Source organism: Aeromonas sp. QDB23, from assembly GCF_027707745.1.
In the GTDB taxonomy this organism is placed as follows: Bacteria; Pseudomonadota; Gammaproteobacteria; order Enterobacterales; family Aeromonadaceae; genus Aeromonas; species Aeromonas allosaccharophila.
The window spans coordinates 15,406-41,346 of record NZ_JAPCJA010000019.1 but is presented as its reverse complement, the minus strand read 5'-3'; the positions used below and the strand labels follow the sequence as shown (position 1 = coordinate 41,346).

At 62.2% G+C, this 25,941-nt stretch carries 23 protein-coding genes and 1 pseudogene; 6 read left to right on the top strand and 18 right to left on the bottom strand.

Annotated elements, in window-relative coordinates:
• Window positions 1-113: 113 nt before the first annotated feature.
• Both PG888_RS10440 and PG888_RS10435 read left to right on the top strand, forming a co-directional pair.
• Complete coding sequence (locus tag PG888_RS10440) at window positions 114-1,037, top strand: LysR substrate-binding domain-containing protein (protein ID WP_270693314.1); 924 nt, start codon at window positions 114-116, stop codon at window positions 1,035-1,037.
• 83 nt (window positions 1,038-1,120) lie between these two features.
• Window positions 1,121-2,023: a LysR family transcriptional regulator gene (locus PG888_RS10435; RefSeq protein WP_139405969.1), complete on the top strand. Its 903-nt coding sequence runs from the start codon at window positions 1,121-1,123 to the stop codon at window positions 2,021-2,023.
• 63 nt (window positions 2,024-2,086) lie between these two features.
• Here PG888_RS10435 and PG888_RS10430 read toward each other — a convergent pair whose 3' ends face one another.
• On the bottom strand, window positions 2,087-2,977 hold the full coding sequence (locus PG888_RS10430; RefSeq protein ID WP_182939486.1) for a LysR family transcriptional regulator: 891 nt from the start codon (window positions 2,975-2,977) through the stop codon (window positions 2,087-2,089).
• A 101-nt stretch (window positions 2,978-3,078) separates the two neighbouring features.
• Here PG888_RS10430 and PG888_RS10425 point away from each other — a divergent pair, with 101 nt between their 5' ends.
• The 3 genes from PG888_RS10425 (at window position 3,079) to PG888_RS10415 (ending at window position 6,507) form a co-directional block, all read left to right on the top strand.
• On the top strand, window positions 3,079-3,717 hold the full coding sequence (locus PG888_RS10425; protein ID WP_182939485.1) for an NAD(P)-dependent oxidoreductase: 639 nt from the start codon (window positions 3,079-3,081) through the stop codon (window positions 3,715-3,717).
• A 443-nt stretch (window positions 3,718-4,160) separates the two neighbouring features.
• Window positions 4,161-5,204: an isopenicillin N synthase family dioxygenase gene (locus PG888_RS10420; protein ID WP_182939484.1), complete on the top strand. Its 1,044-nt coding sequence runs from the start codon at window positions 4,161-4,163 to the stop codon at window positions 5,202-5,204.
• Window positions 5,205-5,343: 139 nt separating this feature from the next.
• On the top strand, window positions 5,344-6,507 hold the full coding sequence (locus PG888_RS10415) for a trans-sulfuration enzyme family protein (RefSeq protein ID WP_182939483.1): 1,164 nt from the start codon (window positions 5,344-5,346) through the stop codon (window positions 6,505-6,507).
• 112 nt (window positions 6,508-6,619) lie between these two features.
• Here the strand turns inward: PG888_RS10415 and PG888_RS10410 are convergent, their stop codons facing one another.
• The 3 genes from PG888_RS10410 to PG888_RS10400 form a co-directional block, all read right to left on the bottom strand.
• Window positions 6,620-8,284, bottom strand: coding sequence for an AMP-binding protein (locus tag PG888_RS10410; protein WP_182939482.1), 1,665 nt, complete (start codon window positions 8,282-8,284; stop codon window positions 6,620-6,622).
• 97 nt (window positions 8,285-8,381) lie between these two features.
• Window positions 8,382-8,660 carry a YfcL family protein gene (locus tag PG888_RS10405; RefSeq protein ID WP_042062259.1) on the bottom strand — a complete coding sequence of 93 codons (279 nt, stop codon included), beginning with the start codon at window positions 8,658-8,660 and terminating at the stop codon, window positions 8,382-8,384.
• A gap of 99 nt (window positions 8,661-8,759) precedes the next feature.
• On the bottom strand, window positions 8,760-9,875 hold the full coding sequence (locus PG888_RS10400) for an ATP-NAD kinase family protein (protein WP_182939481.1): 1,116 nt from the start codon (window positions 9,873-9,875) through the stop codon (window positions 8,760-8,762).
• Between the two features lie 120 nt (window positions 9,876-9,995).
• On the opposite strand from PG888_RS10400, the gene PG888_RS10395 reads away from it, so the two are divergent.
• Window positions 9,996-10,733: a TerC family protein gene (locus tag PG888_RS10395; RefSeq protein WP_005352619.1), complete on the top strand. Its 738-nt coding sequence runs from the start codon at window positions 9,996-9,998 to the stop codon at window positions 10,731-10,733.
• Between the two features lie 97 nt (window positions 10,734-10,830).
• Here the strand turns inward: PG888_RS10395 and PG888_RS10390 are convergent, their stop codons facing one another.
• The 14 genes and pseudogenes from PG888_RS10390 to PG888_RS10325 all read right to left on the bottom strand — a co-directional run bounded on the left by PG888_RS10390 (window position 10,831) and on the right by PG888_RS10325 (window position 25,929).
• A complete protein-coding gene (locus PG888_RS10390) occupies window positions 10,831-11,319 on the bottom strand; it encodes an OmpA family protein (protein ID WP_182939480.1) in 489 nt (162 codons plus the stop codon).
• A 28-nt stretch (window positions 11,320-11,347) separates the two neighbouring features.
• Entirely contained in the window at window positions 11,348-12,586 is a 1,239-nt protein-coding gene (locus tag PG888_RS10385) for a diguanylate cyclase domain-containing protein (protein ID WP_182939479.1), read from the bottom strand.
• A complete protein-coding gene (locus PG888_RS10380; protein ID WP_139405984.1) occupies window positions 12,583-13,140 on the bottom strand; it encodes a YfiR family protein in 558 nt (185 codons plus the stop codon). The genes PG888_RS10385 and PG888_RS10380 overlap by 4 nt, the downstream gene beginning before the upstream one ends.
• A 188-nt stretch (window positions 13,141-13,328) precedes the next feature.
• Window positions 13,329-14,876 (bottom strand): transcriptional regulator TyrR, encoded by a 1,548-nt coding sequence (gene tyrR / locus PG888_RS10375; RefSeq protein ID WP_058051631.1) that lies wholly within the window; start codon window positions 14,874-14,876, stop codon window positions 13,329-13,331.
• Window positions 14,877-15,024: 148 nt separating this feature from the next.
• Window positions 15,025-15,513 (bottom strand): annotated as a pseudogene (locus PG888_RS10370) (4a-hydroxytetrahydrobiopterin dehydratase).
• Between the two features lie 63 nt (window positions 15,514-15,576).
• Entirely contained in the window at window positions 15,577-16,371 is a 795-nt protein-coding gene (phhA, locus tag PG888_RS10365) for a phenylalanine 4-monooxygenase (protein ID WP_182939478.1), read from the bottom strand.
• A gap of 153 nt (window positions 16,372-16,524) precedes the next feature.
• The gene (locus tag PG888_RS10360; RefSeq protein WP_182939477.1) at window positions 16,525-17,955 is read right to left on the bottom strand and encodes a gamma-aminobutyraldehyde dehydrogenase; all 1,431 of its coding nucleotides are present in this window, start codon (window positions 17,953-17,955) and stop codon (window positions 16,525-16,527) included.
• Between the two features lie 29 nt (window positions 17,956-17,984).
• A complete protein-coding gene (locus tag PG888_RS10355; protein ID WP_182939476.1) occupies window positions 17,985-18,812 on the bottom strand; it encodes an ABC transporter permease in 828 nt (275 codons plus the stop codon).
• 35 nt (window positions 18,813-18,847) lie between these two features.
• Window positions 18,848-19,816, bottom strand: a complete 969-nt coding sequence (locus PG888_RS10350) for an ABC transporter permease (RefSeq protein WP_182939475.1) — start codon at window positions 19,814-19,816, stop codon at window positions 18,848-18,850.
• On the bottom strand, window positions 19,813-20,826 hold the full coding sequence (locus tag PG888_RS10345; RefSeq protein WP_058051635.1) for an ABC transporter ATP-binding protein: 1,014 nt from the start codon (window positions 20,824-20,826) through the stop codon (window positions 19,813-19,815). The genes PG888_RS10350 and PG888_RS10345 overlap by 4 nt, the downstream gene beginning before the upstream one ends.
• A gap of 142 nt (window positions 20,827-20,968) precedes the next feature.
• Window positions 20,969-22,114, bottom strand: a complete 1,146-nt coding sequence (locus tag PG888_RS10340; RefSeq protein ID WP_042657598.1) for an ABC transporter substrate-binding protein — start codon at window positions 22,112-22,114, stop codon at window positions 20,969-20,971.
• A 197-nt stretch (window positions 22,115-22,311) separates the two neighbouring features.
• Window positions 22,312-23,235: a LysR family transcriptional regulator gene (locus PG888_RS10335; protein WP_005346246.1), complete on the bottom strand. Its 924-nt coding sequence runs from the start codon at window positions 23,233-23,235 to the stop codon at window positions 22,312-22,314.
• A 190-nt stretch (window positions 23,236-23,425) separates the two neighbouring features.
• Window positions 23,426-24,457 (bottom strand): YcjF family protein, encoded by a 1,032-nt coding sequence (locus tag PG888_RS10330; RefSeq protein ID WP_182939474.1) that lies wholly within the window; start codon window positions 24,455-24,457, stop codon window positions 23,426-23,428.
• A gap of 65 nt (window positions 24,458-24,522) precedes the next feature.
• Window positions 24,523-25,929: a YcjX family protein gene (locus tag PG888_RS10325; protein ID WP_182939473.1), complete on the bottom strand. Its 1,407-nt coding sequence runs from the start codon at window positions 25,927-25,929 to the stop codon at window positions 24,523-24,525.
• Between the last annotated feature and the right edge of the window lie 12 nt (window positions 25,930-25,941).

Genomic DNA, 25,941 nt, shown 5'->3' with positions numbered 1-25,941 from the left:
GAGTTAAGAAGCGCAGGAGTAAGAAGGCAGGATAAAGAGGTGCAGGAGGCTAAAGGTCAGGCCGCGCCGACAGCAACATCAGCGCCATACGCAATCTCACAAGGAGCCATCTTATGGCAGTGCCAAGCAATTTAGGGATAGAGATCAAACACTTGAAAACATTGACCGCGCTGGCCGATCAGGGCTCGCTGGCCGGTGCGGCGCTGACCCTCAACCTCACCCAGTCCGCCCTCTCCCACCAGCTCAAAGAGCTGGAGACCCGCCTCAATCTGGAGCTCTACCTGCGCAAAAGCCGCCCGCTGGTGCTGACCGCGGCAGGCAGCCAGCTGCTCGCCCTCGCCCGTCAGGTGTTGCCCGCCCTGGCCCAGACCGAGAAGCAACTGCAGGCCCTGCAGAGCGGCGATGCGGGCAGGCTGCATCTGGCACTCGATTGCCACAGCTGCATCCAGTGGCTGCTACCACTGTTGCCGGAATTTCGCCGCCAGTGGCCGGGAGTGGATCTGGAGGTGGAATCGGTGCCGGGCTTTGATGCCATCAATGCCCTGCTAGGCGGCCAGCTCGACCTGCTGCTCACCTCCGACGTGCAGGCCCGCGGCGATCTCCATTTCGAGCCGCTGTTTGCCTTCGATCTCACTCTGGTGATGGCGCCGGATCACCCCCTCTGCCACCAGAGCCGCATCGAGCCGGGCGATCTGGGGGCGGAGGTGCTGCTGGTCTATCCGGTGGAGCGCAGCCGCATGGATATCTTCAGCCGCTTTTTGCAGCCCGCCGGGGTGGAGCCCGCCCGCTGCAAGCCGGTGGACAACACCTCTGTTATGTTGCAGATGGCCGCCGCCGGGCTCGGGGTCGCCGCCCTGCCGCGCTGGGCCAGCGACGAGTTTGTCAGACAGGGGATGCTCTGCGCCCGCCCCCTCGGCAGCGGTATTCGTCGCCATATGTACGGCGCGGTGCGGGCCGCCGACCGGGATCAAGCCTGCCTGCAGAGCCTGTTCGCACGCATTCGCGGCAAGATGGGGGATGGTTGGAGCGCGGAATAAATCACAGCAGTGGCAGGCAATGCTGGCCTGACAAGGGGCAGATCAGTATCCTGATACTTTAATTTTGCTTAACGGTAGCCGCCATGTCTCAAGTCGATCTCAATCTCTTTCGCGTCCTTGATGCCGTGATCCGCTATGGCGGCGTCACCACGGCGGCCGAGATGATGGAGATGACCCCCTCCGCCATCAGTCAGGCCATCAGCCGTCTGACTGCGCTGGTGGGCGAGCCGCTGTTTGTGCGGCAGGGGCGCGGCATTACCCCCACGGCGCGGGCGCTGAGCCTGCACCACGAGATCATGGTGCCGCTGCACGACATGGAGCGCAGCCTGCAACGCACCGATCTCTTTGACCCCCATACTAGCCGACGCACCTTCCGCATCGCGGGGGTGCCCGATATCGACATCTTCTTCCTGCCCGAACTCAACCACCTGCTGCAGACCCAGGCACCCAACTGCCAGCTGGAGTGGAATACCCAGGTGCAGGACGAAGCCCTGCGCCAGAACAGCCTCTATCTGCACAGCGTGGATCTGGTGCTGGCGACCAAGCCGATGGCAGAGCAGGGGATCGAAAATGAGCAGATCATGTCGCAAGCCCTGCGCATCGCCTGCCGCAAGGATCACCCGAGGATCCGCCAGGCCCCCGACATGACCGCCTTCTTCAACGAAAAACATGTGGTGTTGCAGGCCAGACGGCTCGACAACCTGCTGCTCAACACCCTGACCAAGGCGCCGCTGCCCCCGCGCCAGATCGCCTACGAAAGCGACTCCCTGCTCACGGCCCTTCATCTGGTGAGTCGTACCGACTGGCTCTGCGTCGCCAGCCAGTGGCACATGGAGATGCTGGGTCATACTCTGGACCTGGCCAGCTACCCCCTCCCCTGGCTCTCGGAGGATTGCCCGGTCTACATGAGCTGGCACAAGAGTTCCAATCAGGATGCCGGGCTCAACTGGCTCAAGCAGCAGGTGAGAACCGTCTGCTCGATTTAAGCCGACTTAACGGTGAGCAACAGCCAGCACGGATCCTCGTCCTGACGGCGGCCCAACTGGCCTTCAGACTGACAGCGTCGTGCCGAAATAGCTGCGCAGCGCCTCCACCACCCGCCGCACCTTCTCCGGGATCTCCCGCTGCGGCGTGATGGCGTGGATCTCCATCGGTGCCACCCGAAAACCGGGCAGCAGTTCGAGCAGACGCCCCTGCGCCAGATCCTCACTGATTTCGCCTTCCGGCTGCAGCGAAATCCCCTGCCCCGCCAGCGCAAACTGGCGCAGGGGCAACACGTTGTTGCAGAGCACCTTGGGCTTGAATCTCACCCTGTGTTCCCCCCCTTTTTCATCCAGCAGCAGCAAGCCGCTGCCCAGCATCTCGCCACAGAGCCAGTCGTGGGTCGCCAGATCGGTGGGGGTGCGAGGCGTTCCCTTGCGCGCCAGATAGGCGGGCGCGGCGCACAGCAGCATCCGGGTCTGGCCCAGCTTGCGAGCCACCAGGGTCGAGTCAGGCAAACTGCCAACCCGCAGCGCCACATCGATCCGCTCGGCAATCAGATCCCGTTTCTCGTCATCTGCGATGATCTGGATGGTGAGGCCGGGGTGGGCCTGCAACAGCGGCGAGAGCGCCAGTGCCAGCGGCTGGCCCGCCATGCCCACCGGCGCGGTGATCCGCACTTCACCGAGCAGAGTATCGCGCACCTCCGAGAGGCGCAGCTCGGTCTCGCTCAGGGTCTGCTGCAACGCCCGGCACCCTTGCCACACCACCTCCCCCGCCTCGGTCAGACTGAGCCGTCGGGTAGAGCGATGGAGCAGGGTCAGCCCGAGCAGGTTCTCCAGCTGGCTGATATGCTGACTGACAGCAGAGGGGGTCATGCCGAGAGATTTGGCCGCCCCGGTCATGCTGCCCGCCTCCACTACGGCGGCGAAGATGGCGTAACGTCTGAGCTGTTCCATTATTAAATTCAGCTTATAAGTGAATGCATTTTTGCGGTGATTATTAAATCACATCCGGGGGCGTAGGATAGCCCCATTCCAACAGTGAAGGAGAGTTTCTCATGAAGATTGCCCTGATCGGTGCCAGCGGTTTTGTCGGTTCAGCCATCCTGAACGAGGCCGTCAGCCGCGGCCATCACGTCACCGCCATCGTTCGCGATGTCAGCAAGGTGGCCGCCCATCCGCAGGTCACTGCCGTGGCGGTGGATGCCCAAAACCCTCAGGCGCTGGCCGAGGTGCTCAAGGGGCACGATCGGGTGATCAGCGCCTACAACCCGGGTTGGAGTGCGCCGGATATCTACGACCAGTACCTCAAAGGGGCCAGCGCCATTGTCGAGGCGACCAAAGCCATCAATGGCTGGCTGCTGGTGGTCGGTGGAGCTGGCAGTCTGGAGGTCGCTCCCGGCGTACAACTGGTGGATACCCCGGAATTCCCGACCGAATGGCAACAGGGGGCCCTGGCCGCCCGTGACGGTCTCACCGCCCTGCGCCGTGAAACCGCCCTCGACTGGCGCTTTGTCTCTCCCCCGGTGTTCCTGGAACCCGGCGAGAAGCGCGGCGGCTATCGCATGGGGGGTGATCAGGTGCTGTTCAGTGGTGAACAACCTGCCAGGATCACGGTTGGCGATCTGGCCGATGGCGTGCTGAACGAGGCGGAAAAACCGGCTCACCTGCGCCAGCGCTTTACCCTGGGTTACTGAAAACCACGGGTGATTCAGGCCAGATATTCGCGGTCACTCCCCCGTTACTCCGGTCAGGTGAAAAACCGCTAAACCACAAGGGAGGCATCAGCCTCCCTTCTGCTTTGGGCATTTTCTGTTTTGGTCATTTTGCCGCTGGCAGCTTGCCTCTGGTTGCCCCTCCTCCGCTCATCATTCCACTTTCCCCCTCAACGGCTGCGCAATAAACAGCCACCCCATCAAGTGCCGAATTCCATTTCGAATTTTGTATATAACTAAGAATAATTTGTTGTTTCCGTCTTATAACACCGAACAGTAGCATCACCCTCATTCCAGATGGCGCCATACAGCAAGCACATACCGCCGTGCTGTCGTGCCACCCGTTTGCCGCTCATCAGGCCTGCCAACAGCGGAGGCCATGCAAGAGATGGCGCCAGAGATAACGAAAGAGTGAGGAGGTGTACATGGAACAGTCATCACTGCCGATCATCGATCTGGCTGCCCTCAAGGGGGCACCCGACCTGCGTCGCACTATGCTGGCCAAGTTGGCTGCGGCCGCCCGCGACGTCGGCTTTTTCTATCTGACAGGACACGGTCTGAGCGAGACCGAACAACGGGAAACCCTGGCGCTGGCAGAGCGTTTCTTTGCTCTGCCGGAGCAGGAGAAGCTGGCGGTGCAGATGGTCAATAGCCCCCACTTTCGCGGCTACAACCGGGTCGGCGCCGAGCTGACCCGCCAGCGACCGGATCTGCGGGAGCAGTTCGATATCATGAACGAGGCGCAGGCCCTGCCTTCGGCTCAGATCCGTGAACCCTGGCAGCGGCTGATCGGCCCCAACCAGTGGCCGACCGCCTTGCCCGAGATGAAAGCCCATCTGCTGGCGTGGCAAGATCGGCTGAGCGACATCACCCTCACCCTGCTGGCCGCTTTTGCCGAGGTGCTGGAGCAACCGGCCCAAGTGTTTGACGACAGCGTCCGCGTCGCCCCCTACCAGCACATGAAGCTGATTCACTACCCGGGGCAAGATGCGGGCGGCAGCAGTCAGGGGGTCGGCGCCCACAAGGATCCCGGCTACCTGACGCTGGTGATGCAGGACAATCACTCGGGGCTTGAGGTCGAGACGGCCGACGGCTGGATATCCGCGCCCCCCCTGCCAGGAGCGCTGGTGGTCAATATCGGCGAGCTGCTGGAACTGGCCTCCAACGGCTATCTCAAGGCGACCCTGCATCGGGTGGTGAGCCCGCCGCCCGGGGTTTCGCGCCTCTCCTGCGCCTTCTTTATGGCGGCGCGGCTCGATGCCACCGTGCCGCTGCTCACCCTCTCCCCCGCGCTGGCAGCACAGGCGCAAGGGCCGGAGAGTGACCCGGCCAACCAGCTCTTCTATCAGGTAGGGGAGAACGTGCTTAAAGGACGGCTGCGCTCCCACCCGGATGTGGCGGCGCGTCACTATGGGCCAGTGGAATCCGCTCGCCTCCCGCGCACTGAAAGCGAAGCGATACCGGCCTAAGCAGCGCAGAGATCCGCAGGCGGGTATATGCATAAGCCACAAGCCGCATGCACATACCCGCGTTGACAACAAACAACAAGCAACGAACTACAAAACACAACCAGTCATGGCCAGAGCGTGGCCAGAACGGAGTAATACGATGAAATTCAAGACCATGAGTGTGCACAGCGGCCAGCGGATCGATCCCCAGACCGGCGCCCTCACCACCCCGCTCTATCAGAGCAGCACCTTCAGCTACTTCAACGCTCAGGCGGGCAAGGAGCGTTTCGCCGGTCAGGCACCGGGCTTTATCTACAGCCGCTTTGGCAACCCCACTACCGCCGAGCTGGAGCAGAAACTGGCAGCCCTCGAAGGAGCCGATGAAGCGTTGGTAGTCGCGAGCGGCATGGCGGCAGTGAGCGCCATCATGTATGCGCTGGCCGACAGCGGCGATGAGGTGGCCTATATCGGCCCGCTCTATGGCGGCACCGATGCGTTTCTCAAGCAAACCTTCAGCCGCGCCGGTATCAAGGTCACCGCCTACGAGAGCGATCAGGATCTGCTGGCCAACATCCGTCCCGCCACCAAGGTGGTACTGTTCGAAACCCTGACCAACCCCACCCTCAAGGTGGTGGATCCACGGGTGGTGGTAGAGGCGGCCCGCAAGGTGGGTGCAATCACAGTGTGTGACAACACCTTCCTTACCCCCTACCTGCTGCGCCCGCTGGAGCTGGGCATCGACATCGTCATGCACAGCGGCACCAAGTATCTGGGCGGCCACGGCGACATTATCGCCGGGGTGGTAGCGGGCTCCCACGCCCTGATGAAGTCCATCCGCACCGTGGCCCTCAAGCATATCGGCTCCCCCATCGGCCCGCAGGAGGCCTACCTGCTGCAGCGCGGGGTCAAGACCCTGCCCCTGCGGATGGATGCCCATCTGCACAATGCGCAGAAGGTGGCCGAGTTTCTGGCGGCCCATCCGGCGGTGAAGAAGGTGATCTACCCGGGGCTTACCAGCCATCCGGGCCACGATGCCCTCGGCGCCTTCGCCAGCGGCTTTGGTGGCATGGTGAGCATTGAACTTGAAGGAGGGTTTGCACGCTGCGCCACCCTGCTCGACAACCTGCAACTGTTCGTGCAGGCGGTGAGCCTGGGCGATCTCGAGAGTCTTGCCTGCCATCCGGCCAGTACCACTCACGCCGCCATGGACGAGGCAAGTCGCCTCGCTGCCGGGGTCAATGACGACCTCATCCGCTTCAGTATCGGAGTGGAAGATGCGGACGACCTGATCGCCGATCTGGCAGCCGCGCTGGCGCAGATCTAACCGAGAGCTCGTTTCTCACTCCCGCCACATAGCTGCGAGTGAATAACCCCCAAACACAACAACGGCCCATCAAGGGCCGTTGTTGTTTGTCGCGATGTGGAAAATGCGGGATTTACTCCTCCCACACCACCACTTGCGATGAAGGCCAGCGCTCCCCGACATGGGCATATTTTTGCTCCAGCAGGTGACGCTTTATCTTCATGGTGGGGGTCAGTACGCCGTTCTCGATATTCCAGGGGGTTTTCACCACCAGAATGCCGCGAATTTTGGCATGGGATTCCAGCTGATCGTTGACCCGTACCCGCGCCGCTTCCAGTCTGGCGTTGATCTCGTCCCGATTGCCTTTCATGGCGCTCTCGGCCAGCTGCACCAGCGCAATGGGCTGGGGCATGCCATAACCGATTACGCAGAGCTGCTCGATGATGGGCTCCTGCCCCAGCAACCCTTCGATGGGCACCGGTGCCACATACTTGCCCTTGGCGGTCTTGAACACATCCTTCATCCGGCCGGTGATGGTGAGGTAACCCTCCCGGTCCAGCTTGCCCATGTCGCCGGTATGGAGCCAGCCCTCAGCATCGATGGCCTCGGCGCTGTGCTCGGGATCCTTGTAGTAACCCAGCATCATCCCTTCGCAGCGGCAGAGGATCTCCCCCTCGTCGGAGATCTTGATGGTCACCCCGAGCCCCGCCTTGCCGACGGTGCCGATCTTGTCGGCACGGAACGGGTAGTTGATGGTGGAGTAGGCGTGGTTCTCGGTCATGCCCCAGGCTTCCGTCACCTTGAGGCCGATGCTCAGATACCACTGCAGCAGCGCAGGGGAGACCGGCGCCGAGCCGCAGCCGAGCACCCGGGCCTGATCCAGCCCCAGCCCCTTTTGCAGCTTGCGTTTGATAAGACCGGAGATGAGCGGGATCTTGAGCAGCAACTCCAGTTTCTTCTGGGGTAGCTTCTCGTGGATCTTGATGCGGAACATGGCCCACAGCCGTGGCACCGAGATAAAGACGGTGGGACGGCAGCGTTTGACGTCTTCGATAAAGGTGTCGAGGGATTCGGGGAAGGCGATCTCGGCGCAACCATAGAGGCTGCCGCCGTAGACATAGACCCGCTCGGTAATGTGGGCCAGCGGCAGGTAGGAGAAGCCGCGATCATTGGCGCACAGCCCCACCGTCTCCACCAGCTTCTCGCACGACCAGGCGTAGCGCTCGACGCTCAGCATGGCCCCTTTCGGCTTGCCGGTACTGCCGGAGGTGTAGACCAGACTCAACAGGGAGTCAGGGGCCTGCACCGGGCTGTCAGCAATGGGCTCGTGCGCTTCCAGCAGGTCGTCCCACTGGTGGCTGGCCGGCATGGTGTCGTAGGGGAAGGCGATGCGCAACAGATCGGCGGGCACGCCAGCCTCCTGACTCTTCCAGTCATCCAGCTTGCCGACGAAGATCGCCTTGGCTTCGCTGTGGCGCAGCACATATTCGATGGTATCGACGTTGGCCGTCGGGTAGATGGGCACGCTCACATACTGCCCCATCTGCATCGCCAGATCGGCGATAAACCACTGGGCGCAGTTCTTGGAGAGCAGCGCCACCTTGTCACCGGCTACCAGCCCGAGGTGGCGCAAGGCCGTCACCATCCGCCGCGCTTCATCGGCCACTTCACCCCAGGTGAAGTCGACATATTCGCGGTTGATGGTTTGACGCAGGTAGGTTCGATCAGGACACTGCCGCTCCCAGTGATAGAGCATCTCGAGCGGCAGTTTATTGGCAATGCGTGAGGAGGAGGCCATAGTTTAATCCCTGAAACAAAAGGCGAAACTTATTATTAACCTTTCACTAACTTCAGGGAAGAATAAACTCAAACTTCTGTTTGAACTGTGTATCCGATCAAGCTTCTGCCTGTTGTTGCAAACGAATCCACATTGCCTGCACCAGTTTCTCATCCTCTTCGGAGAGCTCACCTTGCAAAATGGCCTCGTTGAGGCTGCGCAACACATAGCTCTTGACGTCCCGCACCAGGGTCTTGCCTTCCAGCTCGGCCCGGGCAACCGCCAATGAGATATGACCTCGCAGGTAACCCCCCGCAAACAGCTCATCGTCGGTTGCGGTGGCAACCATGCTGTCGATCAGTCCCAACAACTTGTGCTCAAAATCGTGAATCGTCATGTAACGCAGCCTCATTTGCGGCAAAAAATTCGGGGGTATGGAACCGCAATCCGGTTGATTGCGGCTCTCTGGCGCCAGGCCAGCAGCATCCCTGGCGTCCTATTCCGGGTTGGCCACCGGGTAGATGACCTGATCCTTGTATCCCGTGGTTATTCGCAGATAACCACGCAACGCCCGGTTTAATTCGGGATCATCGGTGTCCACCAGCAGCGGCCTGCCCGCAAGAGCGGCAAGCTTGGCCTTGGTTGCCAGCACCTGGATATTATCCAGCCCGACACACCGAATCACCTCTGGACTCAATTGCTGATTTCCGCGCCCGAACAGATGTCCCTGTCCGCCGATCAGGGTAATGATCAGTCGGCAGCGACGGCCGCGGATCCGGGTCAGGATCTCGGCGGCGCTGAGATCCTGCCCGATAAGTCGGCCATTTTCCACCAGATCCACACCGAGCAAGGTATTTTCCAGACCCAGCTCGGCCATGCAGGCCGCCACCGTGCTGCCGGAGCCCATCAGATAGAGGGTATCGGTCTCCATCTGCTCTACCACACCGGCAGCGAGATCCGCCAGCACCAGCTCTTCAGACTCCTTGCCCCCCTGCTTGACTGCTTGTATGTAACGCAGATCGCCGGGCACCTTCAGCTGACCGTAGTGGCGGGCCCGCACCTTGCCCGCGCGAAATGCCTCCTCGTCGATGTCGCGCACCTCGGCATCGATCAGGCTGAGCAGTTCACCGGCGATCATCCGCGCCACCACTCGCCCGCTGGCGGCGGGCGTCACCCCGTAGACACCGGAGTGGATCTTGCATCCCGCCGGAATGCCGAGCACATGGCAGGACGCCCCCACCGCCGCGCAGATATCGCGCGCCGTGCCATCGCCACCGGCAAACAGCAGCAGATCGACCCCGGCTTCGCGCATCAGCCCGGCGGCGTGGCGGGTGTCATCGGCCGAGGTGCTCCCCCCGAGCGGTTGATAGATGATCCGACAGGGCAATCCCAGCTCGCGGGCCACCGCCTCCCCCATCTCTCCCGCCACCGTCAGCAGCTCGAACGGTGCCGTCAACTCGCACAGTGGCAACAAGGCTTGCCGCGCCCGCTCTTGCGCTTTGGGCACGGCGCCACGGGCCAGCGCCTCGGCCACCACCCCGTCACTGCCCTTGAGCCCCACTGCGCCGCCTATCCCGGCGACCGGATTGATGATGAATCCTAATCGAAACATGCCTGCCTCCCTTGCGATGGCCACCATTTTTATCTTTTCCCCCCTCAGGGACAAGCGCTGGCGCCCCTGCTAGAATGCGCTGCTTCAATTTTCCAACCAATTTTCAACCAAGGTTCAATCATGCTGGAATGGGTTCTTGATCCCTCTGCCTGGGTCGCACTCGCCACCCTTACCCTGCTCGAGATCGTGCTGGGTATCGACAACATCATCTTTATCTCCATCCTGGTGGGTCGCCTGCCGGAGGCGCAGCGTCAAAAAGCGCGCATTCTGGGTCTGGGGCTCGCCATGGGTACCCGGATCCTGCTGCTGCTCTCGCTGGCCTGGGTGATGCGCCTCACCGATCCGCTGTTCACCGTGCTGGGTGAGGCCATCTCCGGCCGCGACCTGATCCTGCTGCTGGGGGGCCTGTTCCTCATTGGCAAGAGTGCCCACGAGATCCACGTCACCCTGGAAGGGGCAGCCGAGCCGGAGAGTGTCAGCAAAGCGGCCTCGGGCTTTATCAGCACCCTGATCCAGATCGCCATTCTGGACATCGTGTTCAGCCTCGACTCGGTGATCACTGCGGTCGGCATGGCCGATCACGTGCCGGTGATGGTGCTGGCCATCATGATCGCCGTCTTCATCATGATGTTCGCCGCCAAATCCATCGGTGATTTCGTCGATGCCCACCCCACCATCAAGATGCTGGCCCTCTCCTTCCTCACCCTGGTGGGCTTCGCCCTGATGGCCGAGGGGATGGATCTGCACATTCCGAAGGGCTACATCTACTTCGCCATGGCCTTCTCGCTGGTGGTGGAGATGATCAACATCCGTCTGCGCAGCCATCACGACAATAACGGGCAAAACAGCGCGCAGTAATCTCACGCCACATGCCCCCGCGACCCCAGCTGTCGCGATCAAAAAGAGCGCCGGTCAGGCGCTCTTTTTTTATGGGTAACAAAACGATAAGAAGGGGTTATTGATCGCTGATGACGATGGCGACCCGGCGGTTGGCGGCCCGCCCCTCTCTGGTCTTGTTATCCGCCAGCGGCATGGTCTCGCCACGGCCATGGATCTCCAGATTGGTGGGCTTCATGCCGACCGAGACCAGCACATCGGCCACCGACTGGGCCCGCTTCAGAGAGAGCTGCTGGTTGTAGCTGCTCTCGCCGGTATTGTCGGTGTGGCCATCCACCCGCGCCTTGTCCAGCCCTACGCCAAGCAGGGTCTTGCCCAGCTTTTCAACGGATTGGCGAGTCTGGGGATTGAGCGCCCCCACGTTGTTGGCAAACAGCACCCGGTTGGCCAGATCCAGCGTCCACCCCTCATCGGTCAGATAAAAGCCCTGCTCCTTGAGCACGGCAATCTGCTCCGGGGTCAACCCCTTGGGCGCGCTCTGGCAACCGGCCAGCAGCGACAACATCAACCCCAGCAGGGTGACTTTCAACAGGTGGGTGATCTTCATGGTTTGCTCCTCTCTTTTTCTATGTTGTTCATGCCTGTTGAGCCAGCTCGTCCGGCTCTCTGTGACGCCCCCGTTTAGTCTGATACATGGCCGCATCGGCCTGCTCACACAAGGCGCTGGCACTCATGCCTGCCTGATAGATGGCAAAGCCGATGCTCACCCCGGCCACCAGCTGACGGCCATCACGCAGCGCCACCGGCTCGCTCATCGCCTGTTGGATGCGGCCTATCACCTCATCCACCTCATGCCGCTGATCGAGCGGGCCAACCAGCACCGCAAACTCGTCGCCACCGAGGCGAAACACCAGATCGTCAGGACGCAGCTGATGTTGCACCCGTCTCGAGAGCGCGATCAGCACATCGTCGCCGCCGTTGTGGCCGAAGGTATCGTTGATCTGCTTGAAGCGATCGCAGTCGAGATAGAGCAGCGCAAACCCCTCTTGCTCGCCAAGGGAGATGGCCTGCGCGAGCCGCGCTTCAAACAGGGCGCGATTGGGTAGACCGGTGAGGGCATCGTGGGTCGCCTGATGGAGCAAGCTCGCATTCTCGCGGGCTTGCTGGGCCTGCCAGGCTTGCAATTCATCCAGCAGGGAGTTGAAGTCATCCCCCAGCTCGTTTAGCTCAACGATATCGGCCGGTGGCGCCCGCATCCCCAGGGTGCGTTGCCGGCGTACCGAGTGGGCAACCCGTGCCAGTTTGCGCAGCGGTGCGGTGATGGAGACCTGCATCCGGCCAGCCACATAGAGAGCCACCAAGGCGCTCACCACCAGACAGACCACCATCGCCAGCAGTGCCGAGAGTAAAAACAGCAGCAGGTACTCGCCATGACCGCGCAACTCGATGGTGGCGATCTGCTCGCCACCCCGCAGCATGGGCGTCTTGACCGGCCCCGGCATCAGCAGTTGGGCCAGATAGTCTTCGAGCGTCACCAGCGGATTGCTTCTGGGCCGCACCCAGCTGGCGAGCGGTTTCCCATCGGTAAGGACGATGCGAGCCTCGGCGACCTCCTCGTGGGCGACAATCCCGCCGAGCGCCTCGCTCGCCGCCTCCTCATCGTGGAACACCACCGCCGCCTCGGCGCTGTAGCTGATGGCGCGGGCTACCAGCTCCAGATTGTGGGCGGCGTAAAAGCGCACCACCAGCAGGGCAACCAGCGTAAAGAAGAGTCCCGCCACACTGACGGCTGTGATGGCGGCCACCAGATGGGTTCGCCCCAGGCTCTGACGCAGGGTCAGACGGCGGGGAGCCGCGCTCACCTGTCGTCTCATGGCACCCCCTTGTCGGCATGGGCCAGCTTGAGCACGGCGGGATGCACCCGCACGCCACTGAGCGCCAGGGCATCGAGGTTGACGTTAAAGCGCACCCGTTCACTCTGCGGCGAGGCCTGCAGACAGAACACCGAGCTGGTAGAGCAGTCGTGGTTGTATTCGCTGATGCTGAGCACAGGGTGGCCCTGCAAGCGGGCAAACAGCGCAAGCCGGGTCGGTTCATCGAGTACCCCCAGATAGAGCACATCGCAGTTGTCGCTGATCGCGGGGTCGCTCGCCTCGTAACGATTGACCTGAACGGTGCGGCCATTGGCCTGACGATCGATGGTAAAGAGGGCGCCGGCATATTCGGTCGGCGCCGCCACGCACAGGCGCAGCACCGCAGGTTCGGTGGGCCAGCGGGTATAGCTCAGAATATCGAGCACCAGCTCTCTGACGGCCATCGCCCGGCTCTCCGCCGCCGTTTCCGCCAGTGCGCGGGGCAACAGCAGCCCGAACGCCACCAACAGGAGCGCCAGACGAGCAAGGGGACGGGGGGAAACGAGTAACAGCATGATCAGATACTGGCCGCCTTGACAATACCGCAGCAGTGGCACTGCGGTTCGGGTAAATGAACCCTGATAGTAAGGTGGCTTATGCTGCTCTGACAACTCTCCCCTGCCCTCGTTTTCGGGCGCAGTGTCAATAAACGCAAGAGCCCGTCTGGTGACGGGCTCTGTGATAGCAGGCATCAAGCGCGAGCTCACTTCTTGCTGATGCCATATTCCCGCAGCTTGTTGGCGATGGCGGTATGCGACACGCCCAGGCGCTTGGCCAGCTGGCGCGTTGACGGGAAGGCGGGATAGAGCCGGGCCAGCAGCTGGCTCTCGAAGCGCTTCACCGCATCGTCCAGATCCCCTTCAAACCACTCGTCGATAAGCGGCGCGGTATCGGCCGCCACCGGCAGATCGATCTGCTCGGGCCCCAGCTCATCCCCTTCCAGCAGGGTCATGGCGCGATAGAGGCAGTTGCGCAGCTGGCGCACGTTGCCCGGCCAGCGGTAAGCGGTCAGGTAGTCGGCCATGTTGCGGGTAAAGCGCGGACGGGGCCGCTGCAATTCGCTGGCAAAGCGGGAGACAAACTGCTGGGCCAGCACCATGATGTCCGCCTTGCGCTCGCGCAGGGGGGGCAGTGCCAGACTCAGCACGTTGAGGCGGTAGTAGAGATCCTCGCGGAAGGTTCCCTCGTGCACCAGATCCAGCAACTGCTTCTGGGTGGTACAGATGAAACGCACGTTGACCTTCACCTCCTGCTCGTCACCGACCCGGCGAAATACCCCATCCTGCAGCACCCGCAAAAACTTGGTCTGCAGATGAGGAGACATGTCGCCGATCTCATCCAGCATCAGGGTACCGCCGCTGGCCAGCTCCAGCACGCCGCGCTTGCCCTCGGTGTTGTTGCCAAAGGCGCCGGGGGCATAGCCAAACAGCTCGCTCTCGGCCACGTTATCGGGCATGGCCGCGCAGTTGAGGGCCATAAAGGGGTGGCTGGAGCGCAGGCTGGCACCGTGACAGGCGCGGGCCAGCAGCTCCTTGCCGGTGCCGGTCTCGCCGACGATCAGCAGCGGCGCGTCCTGCATCGCCAGTTTGCGTGCTTGCGACAGCACCTCTTTCATCTTGGGGCTCTCGGCCTGCAGATGCTCGAAGCCCCCCACTTCCACCGCATGAAGCGCGCTGAAGTGCAGGCCGACCCGACGGGCAGATTTGAGCACCACCACGGCTCCGGCCAGCGCCTGCTTGCCGCGAGCTTCTGCCACGAACAGCGGCATCAGGTCAGCGAGATACTCTTCGCCATTGAAACTGAGCTTGCAGGTCTGCGGCTTGATCTCGCTCGCCTCCAGCCAGCGAGTGAAGGAAAAGCCCTTGACCAGCGAACCGAGCGCCACACCGCGCACCTCCTCCACCGGCAAGCCGAGGGTGGTGAGGGCCGACTGGTTGGCCTGGGTCACCTTACCCTTGCTGTCGAGGGAGAAGACCAGATCCGGCAGCGCCTTGAGCAGCGCCTCAATTTCGTGGTGCTCTCGCTCGGAGGGCATGTAGGGGATGGTCTTGACGTCGTAGACGCCGGGAATGCGGCGGATCTCCGGCATCAGGTGCTGAAAATCACTGAACTCCAGCTCGGGAAAGTTGAGATAGATGATGCCTGAGGTATCGATTTCGATGCCGCGCAGATCGATATTGTGCTCCACCAGGCGGTCGAGCAGTTCCCGGGTCAGGCCCAGGCGGTCTTCACAGCTGACTTCAAGACGCATTCGGGACACACTTCCTAGCTAACTCTATGAATGAGCGGATAATACAGTCTCGATCCCCCCAGTGCGAGCGCCAGCCCATAAAAATGCGGGCCCGCCCCGCTTTCGCAGGCAGGCCCAAACCAGCACGAGTCACGGTTTGCGCACATCGTCAGCTGATTAATTGATCCGTGCGCGCCGCCATAATGAAGTCGTTGCGGTGCAAGCCGCCAATCTTGTGGGTCCACCAGCTGACGGTCACCTTGCCCCACTCGGTCAGAGATGCAGGAAGAGGGATGATCCGCCTCAACCTGCTCTCAACTTATCTGGGCAATTGATCGGTACGTGCTGCCATGATGAAGTCGTTGCGGTGTAATCCGCCGATCTTGTGAGTCCACCAGCTGACGGTCACCTTACCCCACTCGGTCAGAATGGCCGGATGGTGAAACTCCGCCTCCGCCAGTTCCCCTAGGCGGTTGGTAAAGGCCAGCGCCTCCTTGAAGTTGCGAAAAGTAAATTCCCGCCGCAGTTGCAGCGCCCCCTCCACCACCAGTGGCTGCCAGTCGGGAATAAGCTGCATCAACTCGCGCAGCTCCTCATCGCTCACCTTGGGGGCATCGGCGCGGCACGCTTCACACTGCTGGCTGGCCAGTTCGGACATGGGTTACTCCTGCTTGAATTAATGAAAAATTAATGAATATGAAATAGGGTTGTTTGCCTGTGGTCAGCTCGCCTGCTTGCCGCTGGCAACCTCAAAGCGCGGCGGATAGAGGCCAAGCCGACTGGCCTCGGCCAGAGCAGCCATGATCTCCTCCCCGGTCAGCTGGTAGAGATGATCGAGACTCGGCAGCACAAAATAGGTGGGCTGCATGATGTCGATACGATAGGGAGTGCGCAGCACGGTCAACAGATCGAAGGGTTGCAGTAGCGGCTGGCCGGAGAGGGCATAGGCGGTCTCGCCGATAGAGGAGAGAATGCCGCCGCCGTAGATCCGCAGCCCGTCAGGTGTCGCCAAGAGGCCAAACTCCACAGTGAACCAGTAGAGCCGCGCCAGAAAGACCCGCTGCTCCTTGCTCACCTGCTGCCCCAACTGGCCGTAAAGGTGGGTGAAGTGGGCAAAGGCCGGATTGGTCAGCATGGCGCAGTGGCCGAAGATCTCGTGAAAGATATCGGGCTCCTGCAGGTAGTCGAGCTCGTCCCGCCGCCGGATAAAGGTCGCCACCGGAAACTGGCGATTGGCCAGCAGGGCGAAGAAGCGATCGAACGAGATGAGCGCTGGCACTGCCGCCACCGACCAGCCGGTCGCAGGCTGCAAGACGGCGTTGATCTCGGCCAGCTGGGGGATGCGATCACGGGGCAATCCCAGCCTGTCGAGACCGGCCAGATACTCGTTACACCCCTTGCCAGCAAGAGCGGCGAACTGGCGTTCGATCAGGATCTGCCAGGTGTCATGCTCCTCGTTGCTGTAGTGGATCACCCCGTCAGCATCCGGCTGGTGTGCGGTATAACAGGTTGCCATAGCGGTTCCATCCTCTGGCGCCACATCAAGGCGCCTTGCCGTTTCATCACGGTTTCACTGTAACGAAATGGCAACAAAAAAAGCAGCCGACCCATGAGTCGGCTGCCGGAAATAGTTGTAAATAAATTGTGACAACCCGCTAACCAATCCCCACTACAACTTGACCATGATATGGCGCGGCACCGTGTAATCCTCCAGCGCATAGAGGGAGAGATCCTTGCCGTAGCCCGACATCTTCATGCCGCCGTGGGGCATCTCGGAGGTGAGCATGAAGTGGGTGTTGATCCAGGTGCAGCCATATTGCAGGTGGCTGGCCACCTTGCTGGCGAGACTCAAATCCTTGGTCCAGACCGACGAGGCGAGACCATAGTCCGAGTCGTTGGCCCACTGCACCACCTGCTCGGCGTCGCTGAAACGGGTCACCGACACCACGGGACCGAACACCTCGCGCCGCACGATCTCATCCTCCTGCCGAGCCCCGACAATCAGGGTCGGCTCGAAGAAGAAGCCGTTGCCGGGGCGGATCTTGCCGCCCGCCGTCACCTCCACATGACCGCTGCTCTGAGCCCGCTCGACAAAGCTGGCGACCCGGTTGCGCTGTCTGTCCGAGATGAGCGGCCCCATCTCGACCCCCTCCTCGTACTGGCTGCCCACCTTGATGGAGGCCACCGCATCGGTCATGGCAGCGACGAACTTGTCGTAGATCTTGCCCTGGGCATAGATACGGCAGGCGGCGGTGCAATCTTGCCCTGCATTGTAGAAACCGAAGGTGCGAATGCCCGCCACCACCGCCTCCAGATCCGCATCGTCGAAGATGATCACCGGCGCCTTGCCCCCCAGTTCAAGGTGGGTGCGCTTCATGGTGCGGGCGGCGCTTTGCAGGATCTTCTGGCCGGTGGCGATATCGCCGGTGAGCGACACCATCCGCACCAGCGGGTGCTCCACCAGCGGCGCCCCCACGCTCTCGCCTCGCCCGCAGATGACGTTAATGACACCGCGCGGGAAGATCTCGCTGGCCAGCTCGGCAAGGCGCAGGGCGGTGAGCGGGGTCTGCTCGGAGGGTTTGAGCACCACCGTATTGCCCGCCGCCAGCACCGGCGCCATCTTCCATGCCGCCATCATCAGCGGATAGTTCCAGGGGGCGATACTGCCCACCACCCCGATGGGATCACGGCGGATCATGCTGGTGTGCCCCTCGATATACTCCCCCGCCAGCGGCCCTTGCAGGCAGCGAGCCGCCCCGGCAAAGAAGCGGAAGCAGTCCACCACCGCGGGCAGCTCGTCGTTGAGCACTGCCAGATAGGGTTTGCCGCAGTTGAGGGATTCGAGCGCCGCGAACTCCTCGGCGTGGTGCTCGACGAGATCCGCCAGACGCAGCAGCAGGTTGCTGCGCTGGGCCGGGGTGGTGCGGCTCCACTGGGCGAAGGCGCGCTGGGCACCGTTCACCGCCCGGTTCACCTGTTCGAACGAAGCTTCCGGCACGGCGGCGATCTGCTCGCCGTTGGCCGGGTTGAGAATCGGTTCGGCCTGCCCCTCGCCGGTCACAAACTGACCATCAATCAAGAGTTGGGTAGAGAGTTTCATGGTTGCATCCTTGCGCACGCGTTGAGTCATTATTTGCCACTGCCAGCGACATCATGGGTGTCGCGAGTGAGGTAGTAGGCAAGCAAAATGGGGATAGTGGTGAAGGCCACTATGATGAGGGCCACCACATTGGTGACCGGCCTGTCTCGGGGGCGGATCAGCTCCTGATACATCCAGATGGGCAGCGTGGTCTGCTGGCCCGCCGTGAAGGTGGTGACGATCACCTCGTCAAAGCTCAGGGCAAAGGCCAGCATGCCCCCCGCCAGCAGCGCCGTGGCCAGATTGGGCAGGATCACGTAGCGCAGGGTCTGGAAGCCGTCGGCCCCGAGATCCATCGACGCCTCGATGAGGCTCTGGTTGGTGCGGCGAAAACGGGCCAGCGCATTGTTGTAGACCACCACCACGCAAAAGGTGGCGTGGCCGATAACGATGGTCCAGAAGCTGAACGGGATCTCCATCAAGCCGTAGGCCGAGCGCAGCGCGATACCAGTGACGATGCCGGGCAGCGCGATGGGCAGCACCAGCAGCAGTGACACAACCTCCTGACCGAAGAAGCGGCTGCGGACAATGGCCCCTGCCGCCAGAGTGCCGAGGATCATGGCCACCAGTGTCGCCAGCCCCGCTACCTCCAGCGACAACTGGATGGCACGCCACACATCGGGACGATTGAGGGTCACCTCGAACCATTTGAGGGTGAGCCCGGGGGGCGGAAACTGGTAACTCTTGCTCTCGCTGGTGAAGGCGTAGAGGAAGATAAACAGAATGGGAAAGTGCAGGAACAACAGCCCGCCGATGGCGGCGTACTTGAGCAGGCCCGAAGGGCGCTGTCCCTGACTGATCACTGAGCTAGCTGACATGACGGCCTCCTTGCTGCCGGTTCAAAGCGATAGGGTCAAAGCGCATCAAAAGCCCCCAGTCGTTTCGCAATCGCCAGATAGATGGCGATGATGAGGATTGGCACCAGCGAGAAGGCGGCTGCGAAGGGCAGATTGCCCGCCGTTCCCTGCTGCATGTAGACCACCTGACCGATATACATGGTCGAGTTGCCGATGATGCCGGGGATGATGTAATCACCGAGGGTCAGCGAGAAGGTGAAGATGGAGCCCGCCACCACACCGGGCAACGCCAGCGGCAGGATCAGATTGCGAAAAGTCTGGGCGGGTGTCGCCCCCAGATCGCTACTCGCCTCCAGGAGGGAGCGCGGAATACGCTCCACTGCCGCCTGAATGGGCAGGATCATGAAGGGCAGCCAGACGTAGACGAACACGATAAAGGTGCCAAGCCGCGAAAAAGAGAGCGACGGGCCCCCAATCACAGGTAGCGAGAGGATGGCATCAAGCAGCCACTCCAGCCCCATACTGTGCGCCAACCAACTGATGACACCCTCCTTGGCCAGGATCAGCTTCCAGGCATAGACCCGCACCAGATAGCTGGACCAGAGCGGCAACATGATCCCCACATAGAACAGCGCCCGGGTCTTGCCACTGGTGTAGCGCGCCATGTAGTAGGCAACCGGAAAACCGAGCAGGGCGCAGGCCAGGGTCACCAGCAGCGACATGCCGACGGTGCGACCGATCACATCGAGATTCTCCGGCCGCAGCAGGGCGACAAAGTTTTGCAGCCCCAGCTCGTGGCGCACCTGACCGCTGAACTCATCCAGCCCGAACAGGGAGTTGGAGAGCAGCATCAGCAAGGAGCCGACATAGATGATGCCGAGCCACAGCAGCGGCGGCCCCAGCAGGATCGCCAGCAGCAGGCCGGGTCGGCCATAGAGCAGGGTCGAGAGGCGCCGCAGCGGCCTGAAACGGGCAGGGTCGGGCTGATGGTTCATGGCAAGACTCGCACTGTGAGGGGCACTCATGGCTGCGCCCCTTGATGAGTGGCGCTCAGGCGATGGATGGCCTGCTCCGGCCAGCTGAGGCTGACCTGGGTACCACGGCTCAGGCGGGCCTGCCCCTCATTGGGATGGTTGACGATGATCTCGATCTGCTCCCCGAGGCTGACCCGATAACGGACGAAGGGGCCCAGATACTCCACTTCGCGGATCTCCCCCGACCAGCCCGGCGTACCCGCCTCACTGAGCCGGATCCGCTCCGGGCGCACCATCATCTGGCTGCCGTCGCCGCACAGCCGTCTGGCCTGCTCTCCTTCGAACAGATTGACGGTGCCGACGAAGCGGGCCACAAACGGCGTCGCCGGGGCGTCGTAGATGGTATCTGGCGCGGCGATCTGCTCGATCTTGCCCTGACTGAAGATGCAGATCCGGTCGCTCATGGAGAGCGCCTCCTGCTGATCGTGGGTGACGAAGATAAAGGTGATGCCAAGCTGGCGTTGCAGCGCCTTGAGCTCAAGCTGCATCTGCTCGCGCAGCTTGAGATCGAGGGCCCCCAGCGGCTCGTCCAGCAGCAGGATGCGTGGCTGGTTGATGAGGGCCCGGGCGATGGCGATGCGCTGGCGCTGGCCGCCGGAGAGCTGGCTTGGGCGACGTTTGCCGACGCCGGGCAGCCGCACCAGCTCCAGCATCTCGTCCACCTTGCGGTAGCGCTCGGCCTTGGCGACCCCCTTGAGCATCAGGCCATAGCCGATGTTGTCGCGCACATCCATGTTGGGAAACAGGGCATAGTCCTGAAACACCGTGTTGAGGTTGCGATCATAGGGCGGCACGGTGGAGCAGGGTTCGCCAAACAGGCGGATCTCCCCATCGCTCGGGTACTCGAAGCCCGCGATCATCCGCAGGCAGGTGGTTTTGCCGGAACCGCTCGGCCCCAGCAGGGTAAAGAATTCCCCGGAGGGGATCTGGAAAGAGATGTCATCGACCGCCTTCACCTCGCCATAGTGGCGACTGACCCGGTCAAATTGTACGGCGTTCATGGGGCGTCCTTGTCTGTGCTGGGATGGGCCGGACTCCTGTCCGGCCCATTGGTTATCCGGTTTGGGTGGTTGTGCAGAGGAGGTGCAACTCCCCTGCCGTTGGTAAGATGGCAGCCGTTGCGACCACCTTGCTCAACCTGCCTTAGCGACCGCCCAGAATGGCGATATAGTCGGAAACCCAGCGGTAATAGGGCACGCAAGTTCCCTGGCTCTTGCACTGGGAGACCGGAGTGCGCCAGAAACGAACCCGATCGAAGTTGTCGATACCGTTGGTTTTGCACCCGGTCGGGCCCAGCAGGGCATTGCCCTCGCAGGCGGCAGGCACCACAGGCACCGAGCCAAACCAGGAGGCGAGATCCCCCTGCAGCTTGTTGTTCAGGGAGTGCTCCAGCCACTTGTAAGCGCAGGTGAGGTTCTTGGCATCGCTGTGCACCATGCTGGTATCGGCCCAACCGGTGACACCCTCTTTGGGCACAGTGGTGGCGATAGGTTGCTTGTCGGCGATCAGGGTATTGGCCTGGAACGGCCAGGAGCCGGAGGCAACCACCCCTTCATTCTTGAAGTCATCGATTTGGACGAAGGCATCATGCCAGTAGCGTCCCACCAGCTGGCGCTGCTTGCGCAGCAGATCGAGGGAGGCCTTGTACTGATCCTCGTTCAGCTCGTAAGGATCTTTGATGCCCAGCGCGGGCTGATGGGTCATCAGATAGAGGGCGGCATCAGCGATGTGGATCGGGCCGTCAAAGGCTTGCACCCGTCCCTTGTTGGACTTGCCATCCGCCAGGGTCTGCTCCTCGAACACCACGTTCCAGGAGTCCGGTGCCTTGGGGAACACCTTGGTGTTGTACATCAGGATATTGCCGCCCCACTGGTAGGGCACACCGTAGTGCTTGCCATCCACCGTGTGCCAGGGGGCATTTTGCAGCCGGGGATCAATCTTGCTGTAGCTCGGAATGAGCGCCAGATTGAGCGGCTGCACCTTGCCACCAGCAATAAGGCGCAGACTGGCATCGCCGGAGGCGGTCACCAGATCGAAGCCCCCCTCGTTCATCAGCGCCACCATCTCGTCCGAGGTGGCTGCCGTCTTGACGCTCACCTTGCAGCCGGTCTCTTTTTCGAAGCCGGTCACCCAGTCGTAGTTCTTGTCGGTCTCGCCACGTTCGACGTAGCCCGCCCAGGCCACGATATTGAGCTGGCCTTCACCCTTGCCGAGCTCGGTCGGGGCAGCCTGGGTCTGGCCTGCCAGCAGCGCCGGCACAAGAGCCAGCATCAGAGGGGTCAATTTCATCATGCACTCCTTGCATTGTGTTGACTTGCATCAGGTGAAGGAACGCCGCCATGGGCGTTAACATCCTGTTAACCAGCAATGAGCTTAGGGGAGTGGCAATACGATGAATATTTCAATTTTTGGTGGCTTAGGTATCAGCTAAATCGATATCGAGTGCAGATGAATCTGAATTTTAGTGGCAACCCCGCAAGAGATGGCTAGCGAGGGAGCGCCTGACGGGCCCGCAACCGGCTCTGATCCCGCGCGATATCGATAAATTCCCGCGCCGTCCAATCCAGCCGAGAACCACGGCGCCACACCAGCCCGATATCGATGGCGGGAATGGGCTCCTTGATGGGGCGCGCCTCGACCCGCTCCTGTTCCAGCGACCAGGGGCGATAGGCAAAATCGGGCAACAGGGCAACCCCGAGCTGGCTCGCCACCAGACTGCGCACCGCCTCCACCGACGCGGTGCGCAGCACGATGCGAGGAGAGATGCCGTAGCGGCGCAGGCCGCCACCGATGATCTGATCGAGCTGATCGGCGGTCAGCGAGATCATCGGCTCCTCCCCCAGTGCCGTCAGGGAGAGGGTCGACTCGGCGCAGAGCGGGTGGTTGGCGGCCAGCCAGAGCCGCAGCGGCGAGCGGGTCAGCAGCTCGGTATCGAACGCCTCTTGCCGGATGGTGCGGTTGGTCATCAGGATCCCCACATCCACCTCACCGTTGACGATCTGGTGCTCCAGAAAAGGCTGTTCATCCTCCTTCACCTCGATCTGTACCGCCGGAAAGGCGCGGCGAAAACGGCCAAGCGCCTCCGACAGGTAGTAACCCGCCACCAAGGTGGTCACGCCAATGGTGAGTCGCCCTTGATCCTGTTGAGCGACTGCTTTGAGGGAGTGGCTCGCCTCGGTCATGGCGCCGAGAATGCGGCGGGCGTGGAGCAAAAACTGGTGCCCCTGAGTGGTGAGGGTGACGCCGCGCGGGTTGCGCTCGAATAGCGGGGCACCCAGCTCGGTCTCCAGCTCGCGAATGGCGCTGGTGACCGCCGACTGGGAGATATGCAGCTCGGCGGCGGCGCGACTCACTGAAAAGCTGTCGGCCACGGCCACAAAATAACGGATCTGGCGAAAGGTAAAGTTCATCGGGCATCCTTGCCGATTGGTACGATTGGTGTGATTGATACGATTGACTGCCAGCTTAACCGTAAACAGGCGCCTCGCCAAAGTCGGGCCATGCTGCCAACTCAATGATCTGACGATTAAAACCATGCCCCTGCGGCTTGGCGAGCACGACAGGGGCATGGGTCATCGCAGCAAGGTGCAGATAGGGCTATCAGGATTTATTGAGATACCCCGCCAGCTGGCCGATCAGCCGCTTGCGCAGCTCACCGAGTTTCGGTTTCTCGTCCGCACACCAGGGCAGCGGGCGGCACGCCTCTATGGTGCGCAGGCCAAGGCGGGCGGTGAGCAGCCCCGCCCCCACCCCTTGTGCCGCACGGGCGGAGAGCTTGGCGGTAAGCTCGGCGCCCAGCAGATCCATCCCCACCTCGGTCACCAGCTCGGTGGCACCGGCGTAGAGCATGTTGCGAAACACCTGACGAATGAGGCGAATGCGGCTCCAGTAGCCAAGCTCGATGGCGTAGACATCGGCGATATCCTCGATCATCCGCAGGTTGCGCCACAGCATCAGCATCATGTCGACGGTAGCGAGCGGGCTCAGCGCCACCAACACCGCGGCCTCCCCCGACCATTTGGCCACCCGCGCCTGTGCCAGCTTGTCGCGCTCGCCGAGTACCAGCTGACTGTAGAGGGTCAGCACCTCCCGATCGCTGTGGCTCTCGTCGAGCTGGGCCAGCCAGGTTTGATACCCCTCGCGCCCCTTGTCGCCACTTTTGACCGCCAACCCTTCGCAAAAGGCCTGCCCCTGCCCGACTCCCTGATGGGCCAGCAGATCTTCTGCCCGCGAGCGCACATCCTGACGCCGCTTGAGGGTACGCAGTCGCAACCACTCGCGCCCCACCACGCTGGCAGTCCCCGCCGCCACCAGCGCTGAGGCTGCCAGCCAGGCGCTGCCCCAGAGCGGGGTGGTGAGGAATTGATCGTAAAGAAAGGCGCCATATTGCCCCAACGAGAGCAGACCGACCGCCCCCAGCCCCCACGCCAGCAGCCGATGGCGGCGGCGCGGTTTGATGACGAGGGTGCTCTCCACCTCGGTCAAATCGTCCAGCTCGTCGAGCCGCTCGAAGCTCGCCTCCTCCAGCCGCTGGGCCGGTGCGGGCGGTCGCTCGTTACTGGCCACCGTCAAGGTAGGCTCAAGGATCACCTTGCCCTGCAGCGGCGGCCGCTCTTTTATCTGATCGTTCATCGCCTTGTTCTCCTGAAAACAGTCTCCTGTGTGCAGCGCAGGAAACAACCCCGAGCCGCACACCGTTATTCGAGGTGATCCCCGAGCAGAAACTCCAGCGCCGCATCGAGCCGGATATGGGGCAGCGCCTGATGGGCGCTCATGGGCATGGGACGAAACGCCTGAAAATCAAAGCCCTGACTGTTCCACCACTGCGCAGGGGGAATATGGGGTGGCACCTCCCCCGGGAACAGCAGCAGCGATTCACCGCTCAGGCTGGTGCCACGGATGGCGGGGAACTCGCGGCCATTGGCCACCCCCTTGCCCACTTCGGTCGCCTTGATAGCGGCGAGCGCCAGACACTCTGTGGTGATCCCCTCAAAACGGGCCTGCCCGCGGCCGCTGCGCACCAGATGTTGGAGCAGGGAGACCATGGGCGCATGCTGTTCGGGGGTGACGTGATCGGCCTTGCTCGCCACAAACAGCAGCTTGTCGATGCGCGGCGAAAAGAGCCGCCGCCACCAGTTGCTCTTGCCATAGGCAAAGCTCTCCATGATGCGGGCGATGGCCTGCTGCATGTCGCCAAAGCTGGCTGCCCCGGCATTGAGGGGCTGCAGGCAGTCCACCAGCACGATCTGGCGATCAAAGCCGGCAAAGTGCTGCTGATAAAAACCCTGCACCAGATGCTGCTTGTACTGCTCGAAGCGCTGCTTGAGGGTGGCGTAGAGGGTGCCATCGGCGGGTTCGCTGGCAGGCATCTCCCACACCCAGGGGACAAATTGCAGCATGGGGGCACCGGCATACTCCCCCGGCAAGACGAAGCGGCCGGGCTGAATGAGGTGCAATCCCAGCTCCTGTTTGCAGGCATGAAGATAGGCGGTGTAACGCTCGGCCAGCTCAGCCACCGGCCGCTCTTCGAAGCGCTGATCGGCCTGCCACCCGGGTGTCAGCCAGCTGGCGGCGAGTGCTTGCAGCTCTGGGCGACGCAGCTGCTCACGCACCTGTTCACTCCACTGCTCGTAGTTCATCTCAAGGAGCGGCAAGTCGAGCAGCCACTCCCCGGGGTAGTCCACCAGATCCACGTAGAGGGTGGAGATCTCCCCCAGATGCTTGCGCAGGGGATGACGGGTGCGATAGCGAATTTCGAGGCGAACCTCGGCCACGCCGCGGGTGGGCTCGGGCCAGGCCGGTGGATCGCCAAACAGGGAGTCGAGGCCACGTTCGTAGGCAAAGGTGGGAATATGGGCATTGAGCTGCGGCACCCGGCGGGCGCCGAGGATGCGCCCCTGACGCAGGGCATCCCACAACGGCAAACGGCCATCGATGGCCGCATGTTCCAGCTGGTTGACCAGCGCCGTGATAAAGGCGGTCTTGCCGCTGCGCGAGAGGCCGGTCACCGCCAGCCGGATATGGCGATCCCGCACCCGGTTCACCACGTCGTTCGCCTTGTGTTGCAGGCGAGTCAACTTCTGTTCCAGTTTATTGAGTATCAAGGCTTGATCCGT